This window comes from Corynebacterium sp. c8Ua_99 (genome assembly GCF_039907185.1).
GTDB classification, from domain to species: domain Bacteria; phylum Actinomycetota; class Actinomycetes; order Mycobacteriales; family Mycobacteriaceae; genus Corynebacterium; species Corynebacterium jeikeium_D.
Window position 1 is genome coordinate 209,955 of record NZ_JASBOG010000002.1, and the last position, 14,701, is coordinate 224,655.

Annotated in this window: 13 protein-coding genes; 7 read left to right on the plus strand and 6 right to left on the minus strand. The window is 59.2% G+C overall.

Annotated features, from left to right (window positions below):
* The first annotated feature begins 139 nt into the window (after positions 1-139).
* Genes trpB through pyk form a run of 4 tightly spaced genes read left to right on the plus strand, consistent with a single transcriptional unit; the run spans position 140 to position 4,535 of the window.
* Entirely contained in the window at positions 140-1,375 is a 1,236-nt protein-coding gene (gene trpB / locus QKE19_RS02230) for a tryptophan synthase subunit beta (RefSeq protein ID WP_042389380.1), read from the plus strand.
* Positions 1,376-2,155, plus strand: coding sequence for a tryptophan synthase subunit alpha (gene trpA / locus QKE19_RS02235; RefSeq protein ID WP_347890276.1), 780 nt, complete (start codon positions 1,376-1,378; stop codon positions 2,153-2,155). It begins immediately after the preceding gene.
* A 7-nt stretch (positions 2,156-2,162) separates the two neighbouring features.
* Positions 2,163-3,086, plus strand: coding sequence for a prolipoprotein diacylglyceryl transferase (gene lgt, locus QKE19_RS02240; RefSeq protein WP_048734621.1), 924 nt, complete (start codon positions 2,163-2,165; stop codon positions 3,084-3,086).
* A gap of 33 nt (positions 3,087-3,119) precedes the next feature.
* The gene (pyk, locus tag QKE19_RS02245; RefSeq protein ID WP_016422938.1) at positions 3,120-4,535 is read left to right on the plus strand and encodes a pyruvate kinase; all 1,416 of its coding nucleotides are present in this window, start codon (positions 3,120-3,122) and stop codon (positions 4,533-4,535) included.
* Between the two features lie 140 nt (positions 4,536-4,675).
* Here pyk and QKE19_RS02250 read toward each other — a convergent pair whose 3' ends face one another.
* Both QKE19_RS02250 and QKE19_RS02255 read right to left on the minus strand, forming a co-directional pair.
* The gene (locus QKE19_RS02250) at positions 4,676-5,953 is read right to left on the minus strand and encodes an amidohydrolase (RefSeq protein ID WP_070545573.1); all 1,278 of its coding nucleotides are present in this window, start codon (positions 5,951-5,953) and stop codon (positions 4,676-4,678) included.
* A 43-nt stretch (positions 5,954-5,996) separates the two neighbouring features.
* Positions 5,997-7,346, minus strand: coding sequence for a DUF4921 family protein (locus tag QKE19_RS02255; RefSeq protein ID WP_347890278.1), 1,350 nt, complete (start codon positions 7,344-7,346; stop codon positions 5,997-5,999).
* Positions 7,347-7,456: 110 nt separating this feature from the next.
* Between QKE19_RS02255 and QKE19_RS02260 the strand changes: the two genes are divergently transcribed.
* The 3 genes from QKE19_RS02260 to QKE19_RS02270 all read left to right on the plus strand — a co-directional run bounded on the left by QKE19_RS02260 (position 7,457) and on the right by QKE19_RS02270 (position 10,286).
* Entirely contained in the window at positions 7,457-7,840 is a 384-nt protein-coding gene (locus QKE19_RS02260; RefSeq protein WP_042388759.1) for a hypothetical protein, read from the plus strand.
* A 255-nt stretch (positions 7,841-8,095) separates the two neighbouring features.
* Positions 8,096-9,439: an NADP-specific glutamate dehydrogenase gene (gene gdhA / locus QKE19_RS02265; protein WP_048734612.1), complete on the plus strand. Its 1,344-nt coding sequence runs from the start codon at positions 8,096-8,098 to the stop codon at positions 9,437-9,439.
* A gap of 85 nt (positions 9,440-9,524) precedes the next feature.
* A complete protein-coding gene (locus QKE19_RS02270; protein WP_347890280.1) occupies positions 9,525-10,286 on the plus strand; it encodes a sulfite exporter TauE/SafE family protein in 762 nt (253 codons plus the stop codon).
* 8 nt (positions 10,287-10,294) lie between these two features.
* On the opposite strand, the gene ehuA is transcribed toward QKE19_RS02270, so the two are convergent.
* From ehuA to QKE19_RS02290, 4 genes are all read right to left on the minus strand, one after another.
* Complete coding sequence (gene ehuA, locus QKE19_RS02275) at positions 10,295-11,068, minus strand: ectoine/hydroxyectoine ABC transporter ATP-binding protein EhuA (protein ID WP_016422932.1); 774 nt, start codon at positions 11,066-11,068, stop codon at positions 10,295-10,297.
* Positions 11,069-12,049 carry an amino acid ABC transporter permease gene (locus QKE19_RS02280; protein ID WP_016422931.1) on the minus strand — a complete coding sequence of 327 codons (981 nt, stop codon included), beginning with the start codon at positions 12,047-12,049 and terminating at the stop codon, positions 11,069-11,071. It abuts the gene before it with no gap.
* Positions 12,050-12,943 (minus strand): ABC transporter substrate-binding protein, encoded by an 894-nt coding sequence (locus QKE19_RS02285; protein WP_347890282.1) that lies wholly within the window; start codon positions 12,941-12,943, stop codon positions 12,050-12,052.
* A 144-nt stretch (positions 12,944-13,087) separates the two neighbouring features.
* On the minus strand, positions 13,088-14,407 hold the full coding sequence (locus QKE19_RS02290; RefSeq protein ID WP_147766812.1) for an NADP-dependent malic enzyme: 1,320 nt from the start codon (positions 14,405-14,407) through the stop codon (positions 13,088-13,090).
* Positions 14,408-14,701 lie beyond the last annotated feature (294 nt).

A 14,701-nucleotide genomic window follows, 5' to 3' on the forward strand; every position in this document is an offset into this window, starting at 1 on the left:
GTGTCACACCTGTTGTGCTGGCACACCACAGTTTCTTAGGCCTTATGTCCCCGCAACGGGTGGGGATAGTCCACAATAGATAACTGTGAGTGACCAAGATTTCAAGAATCATGATGCCCGCGGTGACCGCCTGCCCACGATGGGTGAGGTTATCGCGGAGACAACGAACCACGAGTCAGATGCCATTGGGCACTGGGGTAAGTGGGGCGGCCAGTTTGTGCCGGAGGCGCTGATGGCCGTTATCGGTGAGGTCACCGATGGCTACGCGAAGGCCCGCGTTGATCAGGATTTTCTCGATGAGCTCGACCGGCTGCAGCGTACTTATGTCGGACGTCCCTCGCCGCTGTACTACGCGGAGAAGTTCTCCGCTGATATCGGCGCTGATGTCTGGCTCAAGCGCGAGGATTTGAATCACACCGGTAGCCACAAGATTAATAACGTCTTGGGCCAGGTTCTGCTTGCCAAGCGCATGGGCAAGAAGAACATCATTGCCGAGACCGGTGCCGGCCAGCACGGTGTCGCAACCGCGACTGCCTGTGCGCTGCTCGGCCTTAACTGCCGTATCTATATGGGCAAGGTCGACGCAATCCGCCAGCGCCTTAATATCGCTCGCATGCGTTTGCTTGGTGCCGAGGTTATCGAGGTCGAGATTGGCTCGAAGACTCTCAAGGACGCAATCAATGAGGCCATGCGTTTTTGGGTTTCACACGCCGATGACACCTACTACTGCTTCGGCACTGCAGCCGGCCCGCACCCGTTCCCAACAATGGTGCGCGACTTCCAGCGCATCATCAGCGCCGAGGCACGCCAGCAGATCCTCGCGGAAACTGGCTCGCTTCCCGACGCTGTCGTGGCCTGTGTCGGCGGCGGTTCTAATGCGATCGGCGCGTTCCACCACTTCATCGATGATGAATCGGTTCGACTGATTGGCGCTGAAGCTGGCGGTGACGGTGTTGAGACCGGTCGCCATGCAGCACCGATTTCGGCCGCCGGTAATCCGGGTGTGTTCCAGGGCTCCTTCGCCGCCCTGATGCAGAACGAGGACGGTCAGATTACAGAGTCGCACTCGATTTCCGCGGGTCTGGATTACCCGGGCGTGGGCCCGGAGCACTCGTACCTGGCCGATATTGATCGCGCGTCCTACCTGCCGGTGACCGATACCCAGGCGATGCAGGCATTCCAGGACCTGACTCGGATGGAGGGCATCCTGCCCGCTATCGAGTCCGCACACGCGGTAGCTGCCGCCCGACTCATCAGCGATGATCTGAATGAAGAGCTGGGCCGTAAGCCGCTGATTATCGTCAATGTTTCCGGTCGCGGTGACAAGGATGTCGACACCGCTGCTAAGTGGTTTGATCTGATGGAGGAGTCCTAAATGAGTCTGAGTGACGTCTTTGACAAGGTCCGTGAGGAAAACCGCGCAGCATTTATCGGCTACTACCCAGCGGGTTTCCCGACCACCGATAAGTCGATTGAGAACATCAAGGCGATTGTCGACGCTGGCGCCGACATCATCGAGGTTGGTCTGCCTTTCTCCGACCCGATGATGGATGGCCCAACTATTCAGGATGCCGCCAACGTGGCTCTGGATGCGGGCTTCCGTACCCGTGAGATTATGCGGGTGGTTCGCGAAGTCACCGAGCACGGCGGTACCTGTGTGGTCATGAGCTACTGGAATCCGATTCTCCAGTATGGTCCGGAGCGTTTCGCCAAGGACTTGGCCGCCGCTGGTGGTCGTGGCACCATCATCCCGGATCTTATCCCCGAGGAGGCCGGCCAATGGCAGCGTGCAGCTGAGGCCAATGGTCTGTCCAACATCATGTTGGTGGCCCCGTCATCGACCAACGAGCGTCTGCAGCTAACTGCCACCGCGTCGACCGGCTTCGTCTACGCCACCAGCCACATGGGTGTCACAGGTGCCCAGGCTAGCGTCGACTCGGCCGCCGGCAAGTTGGTTGCCCGCACGCGCGAGGTCACCGATACACCGGTGTGCGTCGGTTTGGGTGTCTCCAATGGGGCACAGGTCGCGGAGATTGCCGAGTTTGCGGATGGCGTAATCGTTGGCTCGGCACTGATCAAGGCCGCGATGAAGAGCACCGATGACCTGGTAACGCTCGCCCGTGAACTCGCCGCGGGCGTACGAGGAGAGAGCTAGCGCATTTATGAGTTCCACCCTTGTTCTCGCTGAGACTGCAACGACGTATCTGGCCAACATTCCCTCTCCGCCGCAGGGGGTGTGGCAGTTAGGGCCGTTACCACTGCGTGGTTACGCGATTTCCATCTTGATTGGCGTACTCGTCGGCATTTACTGGATGCAGCGCCGCTACGCGGCCAGGGGTGGAGACCCGGAGTTAGTCCTCGACATTGCCATTGCGGTTATTCCTGCGGGCATTATCGGCGGCCGTCTCTACCACGTCGCTACCGACTGGGAGAAGTACTTCGGCCCCGGCGCCAATCCCGCTGATGCACTGAAAATCACCAATGGTGGCCTCGGCATCTGGGGAGCGGTGGCGCTGGGGGTGCTGGCCGCGTGGGCGGTCGCCAAGTGGCGGAAGGTACCGTTTGCGCCAGTTCTTGACGCGGCCGCACCCGCAATCATCCTTGGACAGGCCATTGGGCGTCTGGGCAATTGGTTCAACCAGGAACTCTACGGTGGCCCAACGTCACTTCCGTGGGGCCTGGAAATCTACCAACGAGTTGATGAGTTTGGCCGGGTTGCCCCTGTCACCGGAACGTCGACAGGCGAAGTGCTGGCCGTGGTGCATCCAACGTTTCTCTACGAGATGGTGTGGAACGTCCTCGCCTGTCTGGTCATTGTGTGGGCGGACCGAAAGTTCAAGATGGGCGGAGGACGCGTCTTTGCGCTCTATGTCGCGGCCTACACTTTGGGGCGTTTCTTCATTGAACTCATGCGCGTCGATGACGCAACGCTGATATTCGGTGTGCGTATTAATAACATCACGTCGCTCGTGGTCTTTTTCTGCGCTGTCATTGCTTTGTGGATTCTGCGGTCCAAGAGCCGCGAAACCGCAGCTGAAGTCAGGGGAGAGCGCGAGGCTGCTGAAGCTCACAGTGCTTCCAACTGACGCATAGCCCGTTAAGGGACTAGGCTGGAGGCCGTGCTTAGACGAACGAAGATTGTATGTACCCTCGGTCCAGCAGTTGCTTCGCTGGAGGGGATTACCGGGCTGGTCAACGCCGGCATGGATGTTGCCCGCCTGAATTTCTCTCACGGTGAGCATGAGGACCACGCTCAGAACTACCACTGGGTGCGTGAAGCATCCGACGCTACGGGACATGCCGTCGGTATTCTCGCCGACTTGCAGGGACCAAAGATTCGCCTCGGTCGTTTTAAGGAAGGCTCGACGTATTGGGCTGACGGCGAGATTGTCCGCATCACCGTCGACGATGTCGAAGGCACGCACGACCGCGTCTCCACCACGTACAAGAATCTCGCTGACGATGCCCGTCCGGGCGATCGCCTGCTTGTCGACGATGGCAAGGTGGGCCTGGAGTGCATCGAGGTAGATGGCAACGATGTGGTGTGCCGTGTCATCGAGGGCGGTCCGGTCTCGAACAACAAGGGTGTTTCCCTGCCGGGGATGAACATCTCGGTGCCGGCTCTGTCAGAGAAGGATATCGCCGACCTGCGCTTCGCTCTGAAGCTGGGAGTCGACTTCATCGCGCTGTCCTTCGTCCGTTCGCCTTCCGACGTCGAACTGGTCCATGCGGTCATGGATGAGGTTGGCCGTCGTGTCCCGATTATCGCCAAGCTGGAGAAGCCAGAGGCAGTCGAGTCTCTCGAGGCCATCATCCTGGCTTTCGATGCCGTGATGGTCGCCCGTGGTGACCTTGGTGTTGAGGTGCCGTTGGAAGATGTTCCGCTGGTTCAGAAGCGCGCTATTCAGATTGCCCGCGAGAACGCCAAGCCGGTCATCGTCGCCACCCAGATGCTCGACTCCATGATTTCGAACTCGCGCCCGACTCGTGCGGAGGCCTCCGACGTGGCCAACGCTGTGCTCGATGGCGCAGATGCCGTGATGCTCTCGGGTGAGACCTCGGTTGGTAAGTACCCGCAGTCCACGGTTAAGACCATGGCTCGCATCGTCACCGCCGCTGAGCGCGAGGGGGAAGTTCCTGCGCTGACCCACATGCCTCGCACGAAGCGTGGTGTGATTTCCTACGCAGCTCGCGATATCGGTGAGCGCTTGAATGCCCGCGCTATGGTTGCTTTCACCACCTCGGGTGATACCGCTCGCCGTGTGGCACGCTTGCACTCTCGCCTGCCGCTGCTGGTATTCACTCCGAATCAGCAGGTTCGTTCGCAGCTTGCGCTGACGTGGGGTGCGGAGACCTTCTTGGTGCGCGAGGTTAACAGCACGGATGAGATCATGCAGGTCATCGATGAGCAGCTCTTGACCATGGAAAACTACAACGCTGGCGACACGCTGGTCGTTGTTGCTGGTACCCCTCCAGGAAATGAGGGCAATACCAACATGATTCACGTCCACGTTATTGGCGAGGACGCTCGCTAGCTCTCTGGCGCGTTAGGAAAAGCCGGTAAGCCCTTTTGGGGCTTACCGGCTTTTTGCTTGGAGCCTTTCGACCTGGGCTGTCGGGCTGTTCGGAGGGATCATTGCGCTGTGCGCGGTGGCAAGCGGCCGGCACGCAGCCCTTACTTTGCCAAGTAGGACAGTACGGCGGCAGCGGCGGCAGAAGTCGCGGAGGTAGCCGTCGGCTCGAAGTCCGGCAGGAATGTCGGCATGTGATTCGACGGTACGTCTTCGACCACGCGGTCGGCAGCAACGGCGGCTTCCCACGTATCCCGAGGTGTGGCGCCAACAGTCCAGTAGACATATGGGCAGTTCAGCCCACGCGGCAGGTCTGAGAAGTCCTCCGACGCGGTCCACGGCACAGCATCGGTGGAATCGTCGCCGAGCACAGCGTCCATGACCGGGCGAATCGTGGCAAACGCCTCCGGATCATTGTCAGTGACTTCGCCGTGATCGGAGTACTCAATCACAGGCTCAACCTCAGTGCCGGAAGCCAGGCACTCGCCACGAACAACGCGCTCAATGCCCGCAACGAGCTTCGCGCGCACATCGTTGGAGTAGTAGCGAATATTCAGCACAATCTTGGCCTGGCCGGGGATTGTGTTATTCGAATTGCCGGACTGCAGCGTGCCGACGGACAAAACACCAAACTCGTGGGGAGGAATCTCGCGCCCCACAATTCCTTGCAAGCGCAGAACGATTGCGGCAGCCAAGTACGTCGGGTCAATGGCGTTGTGCGGCATAGATCCATGTGCGGAGCGACCTGTCAGCGTGATGCTAATGGTGTCACAGCCAGCAAGTGCCGGGCCGGGCATGGTCATTACCTGACCTGCGGGGCCGGGAACAATGTGCTGGCCGAAGCACACATCTGGGGTGGGGATGAGGTCTGCCAGGCCGTCGTCAATCATAGCCTGTGCACCACAGGCTAGTTCCTCGGCGGGCTGGAACAGGGCAATGAAAGTACCCGACCACTCAGACTTAGTTGCTGCCATCAGGCTAGCCAGACCAAGACCGGCCGTCATGTGCATGTCATGGCCACAGGCGTGCATGACGGCGGTGGCAGAACCATCGCGGGCGGTACCGGTGGCAGAGGAAGCGAAATCCACACCTGTTTCCTCGAACACCGGAAGCGCATCGATATCAGCGCGGAACAGCACGGTAGGGCCGGGGCCATTTTCCATGACACCAACGAGGCCGTGACCACCGATTCCCTCATACACCGTGTAAGTGCCCATGTCGCGAAGAGCACCGGCCAGATACGCGGCAGTTTTCTCCTCCGCCTGAGATAGCTCCGGGTGCTGGTGCAGGTAACGGTAGATTTCCCACTGCCTGTCCAATGGCACTCGATGAGTGGCGATGAGGTCGCGAATGCGGCTCAGTCGTGCTTCATTGTTGCTCACCTGGATTAAGACTCCTAACTTCTCTCTACTCTGTGCCAGAGAACTACAGTCGCGACCCGTCTTCGACGAGCGGGTTGTACTTCAGCGAGTTTGGCTGGCACTGGCACTCGGTCGCAATGTGAATGCTGTCCGAAATCTTTCCGGTCTCCCGTAAACGGTACATCTCCGGGACAACGCGGTCGCGCAGATCCCATGGGGAGATGGTGTTCAGATAAATCTTGGTGCCACCTTCAAAACCGGCCAAATTTGAGGTGCGCCACTTAATCATTACGCGCCACGGCATGCGGGCATCCAAATCGACAGGGCGGTGGTGCCATTCCTCGTTACACGGAATGGTGGGCCCGGCAGCGGCATGACATGCGTGAATCAGGTCCGACATTGCGTCGATCTCAGCCCGGGTTTGCAGCCACGGTTCGCAGACATCTGACTTCGAGAAAATCTCCAGCGTCGGGTAGCGGTGTCCGAATCCTGCGAAAGCCACCGCGTGCTCGTTTTCCGCGATAACCAGGTTGTGGCGGGCCGCATAGTCCACTGCGTATTCGTTGTAGATATTCGGGTTCTTGCGCACCGCCTGCACTTCGCGCTTGAGCTGCTCGCCGTGCTCATCGATGGCCACAAGCTGCTTGTGCAAGTGATCGAAGCTTGCGCCTGCCGGTTTTAGCCAGTTTTGGAAAGCGGCCACATAACGCACGTAGCGGTTACGTCGGTACAGGTCAGCAATCGACTCGACGGTAAACGCAATGAGTGCGCGGTGCTCGGCAACACTCAATGTGCCAGAAGAAGCCAGCTGATTATCGTGAGTAGCGCCGTCGACAAAGTGGCGACGGGCAACAATCACATCGTGGCCGCCGGCGAAATAGCTTGGGGCGCGGCGCAGCAAATCCTCGTCGGAAAGCGCGCTGATTTCCTCTTCACTGCGTCCAGCGGCGCGGTAGCGCGTGCGAATGATGTTGAGCACGTGCTCGCGGCCCTTCGGGTCGTCGAGGTAGGCCTCCATACGTTGCTGAGTTTCGCGGTCGGGCTCGAAGCCGTAGTTTTCCGACCAATAGTCATAGGAGACGATCTCGAACAGGTTGGGCACGCGGCGGAACTCCGCAGTGGTGTCGAAAAGCTGGTCGGGCAGTACTCCGGTCACCGTGCTGTAGCCGCCGAATACCGATTCGTCGAGGACAACGCGGGCCTTCTCCGGCGGGGTTTGCAGCAGGTTGTTCCAGCCAAAGGAGTCGCGGGATCCAAAATCCTCCTCGCTCAATGGCTGCGGATCCGTGTGCTTAATTCCCAACGGCCGATTGCCACGACCTGGGACTGTCCACACCTGGGTACCGGAAAAAGGATTGACTTGCTTCACCGTGCCGTCGGCAAGCGTGATGAGGGGATTGCTGAAAGCCTGCATAAGTCCAACACTACGTCTTTGCTGCCGGTCGGCGCGCCAACGTAGGGGGACAGGGCTTGACGACGGTTAGCTATTGTCTGGCCGTCTCGCGTGGCTTAGCCTGTGAAGTTATGTCGAAGATTGTTTTTCACTGCCTGGTGAAGCCGACCGAATCGGAGGCGCTGGCCGAGGCATTTCGTACCAAGTTGAGTGAGTTTGACCGCGCCGGGCGAATTAGTGACGTGGATGTTTCGGTGGCGTCGGCGGACACGGACGCGCAGTTGGTGGAGCAGTGGGAGCGTGAGAACCCGAAGGAGCCGTTGGGGGATAGGAAGGTATTCCGTTATCTCTTGAGCTTCGATCAGCACGGCGGTTCTCTCAATGAACTCGCTATGGACCTCTCTGAGCTACTGACTCCGCGTGCAGAATTGCCCCCGGACCCAGTGCTGCGTGAGTTCGACGAAATGCTCGAATCTGTTGCGACGTATCCCTGGAATGTTGCCGTATTTAGGTAATATCCTACCTAATTCGTGAAAAGTGTAAGCCTCCACAGAGTCAGTGATTGGCTTGGCCAACGGGTGTAGCGCGAATCGCTACGAGTTTTCCCAGCAATATGCCGTTGTATAATTATGTCCGCTTCAATATCTACAGTTGCCCAGTCCTTGTGCACACAACCTGTGCCACCGAGTTACGGCAACCGAGAAGTGGTTTACAACCGCTGACGGTTTGTTCTTCGTGGGCGCCATAATGGTTTCGCAGAGAGGTTTATTTTGAATATCGAGCAGAAGGTTTCGGGACTCTATGACCAGATTCTCACCCGAAACGCCGGTGAGCCGGAGTTCCACCAGGCAGTGGCAGAAGTTCTGGAGTCGCTGAAGGTCGTCCTGGAAAAGGACCCACACTACGGTGACTACGGCTTGGTTCAGCGTCTGTGTGAGCCGGAGCGTCAGATTATTTTCCGCGTGCCGTGGGTCGACGACCAGGGGCAGGTCCAGGTCAACCGTGGCTTCCGTGTTCAGTTCAACTCTGTGCTGGGCCCGTACAAGGGCGGTCTGCGCTTCCACCCGAGCGTGAACCTCGGCATCATTAAGTTCCTGGGCTTCGAGCAGATCTTCAAGAACTCCCTGACCGGCCTGCCGATCGGTGGCGGCAAGGGTGGCTCCGACTTTGATCCGAAGGGCAAGTCCGAGCTGGAAATCATGCGCTTCTGCCAGTCGTTCATGACAGAGCTGCACCGCCACATCGGTGAGTACCGTGACGTCCCGGCCGGTGACATCGGCGTCGGCGGCCGCGAGATTGGCTACCTGTTCGGTCAGTACCGCCGTATGGCCAACCAGCACGAGTCCGGCGTTCTCACCGGTAAGGGCCTGACCTGGGGCGGTTCCCTGGTTCGTACCGAGGCCACCGGTTACGGCTGTGTCTACTTCACTGAAGAGATGATGAAGGCCAACGGTGCCGACATCAACGGTGCCAAGGTCATCGTTTCCGGTTCCGGTAACGTCGCCATCTACGCCATTAGGAAGGCTCAGGAGCTCGGCGCTACCGTCGTCGGTTTCTCTGACTCCTCCGGTTATGTCTCCACTCCGAACGGTGTCGACGTCGAGCTGCTGAAGGAGATCAAGGAAGTTCGTCGTGCTCGCGTCTCCGAGTACGTCGCTGAGGCTGAGGGCGCTGAGTTCCACGAGGGCGGCAACATCTGGGAGCTCAAGGCTGATGTCGCACTGCCGTGTGCAACTCAGAATGAGCTCAATGGCGAGTCCGCCAAGCTGCTGGTCGAAAACGGCTGCCGCTTCGTTGCTGAGGGTGCAAACATGCCGTCCACCCCGGAGGCTATCGAGGTCTTCAAGGCCAACGGTGTCCACTTTGCGCCGGGCAAGGCCGCTAACGCCGGTGGTGTTGCTACCTCCGCTCTGGAGATGCAGCAGAACGCTACCCGCGATTCCTGGTCCTTCTCCTACACCGATGAGCGCCTGAAGCGCATTATGACCAACATCTTCAAGAACTGCGAGACCACCGCCGCTGAGTACGATCACGAGGGTAACTACGTGCTCGGCGCCAACATCGCTGGCTTCAAGAAGGTCGCTAACGCAATGCTGGCTCAGGGCGTCATCTAGTCTGCTAACGTTTCCGCTTTACGACGGATCCTCGGCGACCCCGCCCGTCGAATAGCCAAAAAGCCCACGCTGTAAACTCCCTCCCATGGAGTTATCAGTGTGGGCTTTTGTCTTTATCGTGGCAACGATTTTCATCGGGGCCCTGATGCAGCGGATAGCCGGTATGGGACTCGGACTGTTGGGAGGTCCGGTCCTCTCACTGGTTGCAGGTCCCGTAGCAGGAATTTTGATTATTAACGTGCTCGCATCGGTCAATGCGATCATGCAGACCATCTCGGTGCGAGAAAACGTCGATTGGAAGAAATTCTGGCTGATTGGCCCGGTGATGGCTCTCGGCGCACTGCCCGGCGCTTGGGTGGTTCACAACACGCCCAGCGGGCCGCTCCAGGTGTTGGTCGGCGGGCTCGTGCTACTTGCGCTGCTGGTGACATCGTTTATGCCTCAGCGCATGCGTGTCGACGGCCCACAATACGCCGTTGCCTCAGGCGTGGCCGGCGGTTTTATGAATACCCTGGCCGGCATTGCGGGCCCAGCCATTACCGTTTACGCACAGGCTTCCCGTTGGCCAGCGCAGACATTTGCAGCCACCCTGCAACCGCTCTTCTTTGTTTCCGGCGCGTTGTCCTTGCTGTTCAAGGAAATCAGCGGTGACGTATCTGTCTTCGCCACCACACCGGTTATCTTCTGGCCGCTGTGTTTGGTTGCCATGATTGTGGGTATATTTTTGGGCACTCGCGTTTCCCGACGAGTGCCCATTGTGCAAGCCCGAAAGCTCGCGGTCATTCTGGCGACTACCGGCGCGGCAGTCACTATGTTTCGCGGAATCTCCGCAACTTTTGGCGCTTAGGCTTGCTGTTACTTCAACAGCGAAGACAGGAAGTTGCGGGTGCGCTCGTGCTGCGGATTACCCAGCACCTCATCCGGGGTGCCTTTCTCCACGACCACGCCGTCAGCCATAAACACGACCTGGTCGGCGACTTCACGGGCAAAGCCCATCTCGTGCGTCACGACGACCATGGTCATGCCCTTATCGGCCAGACCACGCATGACGTTGAGAACCTCACCGACGAGCTCGGGGTCAAGAGCGGAAGTCGGCTCATCGAAGAGCATTAGCTTCGGCTCCATGGCCAGGGCTCGAGCAATGGCAACACGCTGCTGCTGACCGCCCGAGAGCTGAACAGGGTAGGCATCGGCCTTGTGAGCCAGACCAACAGTCTCCAGCAGCTCCATGGCACGCTTTTCAGCCTGCTCCTGAGAGACACCCTTTACCAGCACCGGTGCCTCGGTGATATTTCCCAGCACCGTGCGGTGCGGGAACAGATTGAAGTTCTGGAAAACCATACCGATATCGCGACGCTGACGGGCAGCTTCTGCGGCGGAAATCTCGTAGAGGCTGCCGTTCTTTTCGCGGTAGCCAATCAGGGAACCGTCGACGTAGAGACGGCCGGCATTGACCTTCTCCAGGTGGTTGATACAGCGCAGCAGCGTGGACTTACCGGAGCCCGAAGGACCAATGAGGCAGGTAACCGTACCGCGTGGAACTTCCAGGTCGATGCCCTTGAGGACCTCGAGACGGCCGAAGTTCTTCCGAACCTTTTGCGCCTCAACCATCAAATCTTTGGTAGTCATTTACTGCGGATCCTCTCGGTAGAAGTGCTCTTCGTCCTTATCGACAACGCGAGCATTTGCAAGCGGCACACCTTCGGCGTCGGCAAGCGCGGCCAGCTGGCGGGCGGTGAGCTGACGGGTAGCGCCGCGGGCGAAGTAGCGCTCAAGGTAGAACTGTCCGACCATCAGAATCGATGTGATGACCAAGTACCAGGTGGCGGCGACAAGCAGCATCGGCACCGGCAGGAACAGCGCATTGGCGATGTCCGTGGAGCGGCCGTAGAGTTCCAGCGAGAACGGCACTGCGATGACCAGCGAAGTGGTCTTCAGTAGGGAGATGAACTCGTTGCCCGTCGGCGGGATGATGATGCGCATAGCCTGCGGCAGGATGGTGCGGCGTACAGTCTGCCACCAGCTCATACCCAGTGCCTTCGATGCTTCGGTCTGGCCCTCTGGGACAGCCTGGATGCCGGCACGGACAATTTCAGCCATGTATGCGGACTCATTCAAGCCGAGACCGACGAACGCTAACACAAAGGTATTGGACAGGACAGTGCTGAGATCAACCTCGGCAACGCCCAGGTCAATCGTCGAGTAGATAGTGCCGAGGAGGCCCCAAAAGACCAGCTGCACGTAGACCGGAGTTCCTCGGAAAACCCACAGGTAGAACCAAGCAACAGTGGACAGCACGGGGTTGTCCGACATTCGGAGTACGGCGACGATGGCACCGCCGACGATACCGATGAGCATGGCCAGGACCGTTAGTGCAATGGTCCAGCCAGCGGCAGCGGCGATTCGTGTGTCGAACAGGTACTGGAAGTAAACATCCCAGTGGTAGGCCTCGTTGCGGGCGGCACCGATGATGAACCACAGGAAGAGCACAAGCAGCACTGCTGCGGTGATCCAGCGACCCGGGTGCGGCAGCGGTTTGGCCTTAATTTCTTCGTTGAGTTCCGCCTGTGTGGCCTCGTAGCGGGCGCCAGACGCAGATGAGTCGCTCACTTAAAGTTCCTCTCCGTTAATAGTGGCGCGTTCCAAAGCACCGTCTTCCAAACCCCATGTGGTCAGGATTTGCTTGTACTGGCCGTTGTCGATGAGGTACTGCAGCGCCTGCTGGAGTACTGGGCCGAGTTCTGAATCCTTCGGAATAGCGAAGCCGAACGGGGCACCATCGTAGATATCTCCGGCAAGTTCGAGTTTGCCCTCAGAACGATTGACCGCGTAGGCACTGACTGGTGAGTCAGCTGCCAGCGCGTCAGCACGCCCCAGCACCACGGTGGTAGCTGCGGTACCAGCATCCTGGTAGGCCAATTTGTTAATTGGTGGCAAACCGCGATCCAGACAATCCTGATTCTTTACCGGCAGGTCCTCCATGTCAGCGACGGTATTGCGCTGAACAGCGACAGTTTTGCCACAGTAGTTGTCGGAGCTGGCGTCGCTGCCCGGGCGACGTGCCCACTGCAGGCCGGTATCCAGGTAGTCGACGAAGTCGTAGGTCTTGCGGCGCTCCTCGTTTGAAGTGAAGCCGGAGGCACCAACATCAACTGCGCCGGCCGACAGGGCCGGCAGAATCAGTGCGAAATCCTGTTCTTGGATTTCCAGCCGCAGATCCAGGACGCTGGCCATGGCCCGCATGAGGTCAATGTCGAATCCGATGATGGAACCGGCGGAATCCTTAAACTCTGCCGGGGCGAATGTTGGGTTGGTGCCGATGCGCAATACTTCGCGCTTACGAAGATCTGCTGGGACCTGTTTCGCCAGTTCGGGGACCGCTGCCGGTTTGATCTCTGACCAGCCCTCGGGGTTACCGCTTTCGTCATTGGTGACGCAGCCTGTAAGCCCTAAGAACAAGGTCGCAGTCAGCGTGGCAGCCGCCAATGCGATGGGGCTTTTCATATCTGAATATGTTACCTAGGCACAGGAATACCTTAAATTCGGTACCCCTATTCAGCTGCGCTTCAGGCTGGTGCAGGAAAACCGCACACTTTTCAGACCTCCCGAGGGATAGTCAGCGCGGGTTGGATAGTCAGCGCCGGTTTTCTAGTTCGCTTCAGCTGCAGCAAAGCCATTGCCAGTGACGTCGAGCGGGCCGACCGCGCCGGAGGCCGGGTCGCTCAGCGCAGCATCGCGGACAGCCTTCGCCACGGCCGGCATGACGCGCGAATCCAGCGCCGACGGGATAATGCGGTCGGCACTCAGGTCTTCTACGCCAACATTTGCAATGGCCTGAGTAGCAGCCAGCTTCATGGCCTCGGTGATCCGTTTGGCACCCGCCTCCAGTGCGCCACGGAACAGACCCGGGAAGGCCAGCACATTATTAATCTGGTTCGGATGATCCGAGCGGCCAGTGGCCACGACGGCTCCGTACTTGCGGGCGACTTCCATCGGAATCTCCGGAATCGGGTTGGCCAGCGAGAACAGAATCGGGTCAGCGGCCATTTGGCTAATCGCATCCTCGCCGATACGGCCGGCAGAGACGCCGATGAACACGTTAGCGTCGACAAGCGCATCGTTGATCGCGCCGGTGATACCGCGCGGGTTAGTCATGCCGGCGACCCACTGCTTGATGTCGCTCAGTGGCTCGCGGTCTGGGTGGATGATGCCGCGCGAATCGACGACGACGATGTCGGACACGCCAGCGGACAGCAGCATCTTCGTCGCAGCGACACCAGCGGCACCAGCGCCGGAGATGACCACGCGGAGATCCTGGAAGCTGCGACCTGTCAGCTTGCAGGCGTTGATCAGGCCGGCGGCGATGACGATGGCGGTGCCGTGCTGGTCGTCGTGGAAGATGGGGATGTCGAGCTCTTGGTCGAGACGCTGCTCGATCTCGAAGCAGCGAGGCGCGGAGATGTCTTCGAGGTTCACTCCGCCAAACGACGGCGCCAGCGCCTTGACCGTCTGGATGATTTCCTCTGTATTGAGGGTATCCAGGACGATTGGCACAGCGGAGATGCCGGCGAACTGCTCGAAGAGCTGGGCTTTTCCTTCCATCACCGGTAGCGCGGCCTTGGGCCCGATGTCGCCAAGGCCAAGCACGGCGGTGCCGTCGGAAACCACTGCGACGTTCTGGCCGGTCCAGGTGTAGGTGCGGGCCAGAGCCGGATCTTCGTGGATGGCCTCACAGACGCGAGCGACACCTGGGGTGTAGCCGATGGAGAGGTCGCGAATTGTCTCGAGCTTCATGGTGGAGTGGGAGCGGAGCTTGCCGCCTCGGTGTGCCTCGAAGATTTCCGCATCGGTGATGGTCGACGGATCTGTGGGGGCGGTGTCCTCCGGTACTGCGTGAAGTGGCGTCTTAGCGGAGTTCGCGTTCGCAGTGTGGGCGGAGGAGCTAGAGGGGGAATTCGCAGCAGGCATGATGACAGTCCAAAACGTGTTGAGTACTGAGTACTTTGTACTTTGAGAAAACTCGACCGCGGCGTGAGCTGCTGGTGGGCAGTGCGTAAAGCCGGGAGCAAAGCTTGGCAGGTGATACGTAGTGGTGTGCGTAAAAACTAAACCAGTCTTGCTATACGGGATTGGTATCTCATTATATGGACAGTGGGGTGGAAAATAAAATCTTTGCGGTTGGGGGAGCGGGGATTTGGGAAGTGTCGTGGGGCTGGCGGCCGCGGGCGTGATGCCGGAACCCCGGCTTTTGCCGAGTTCGAC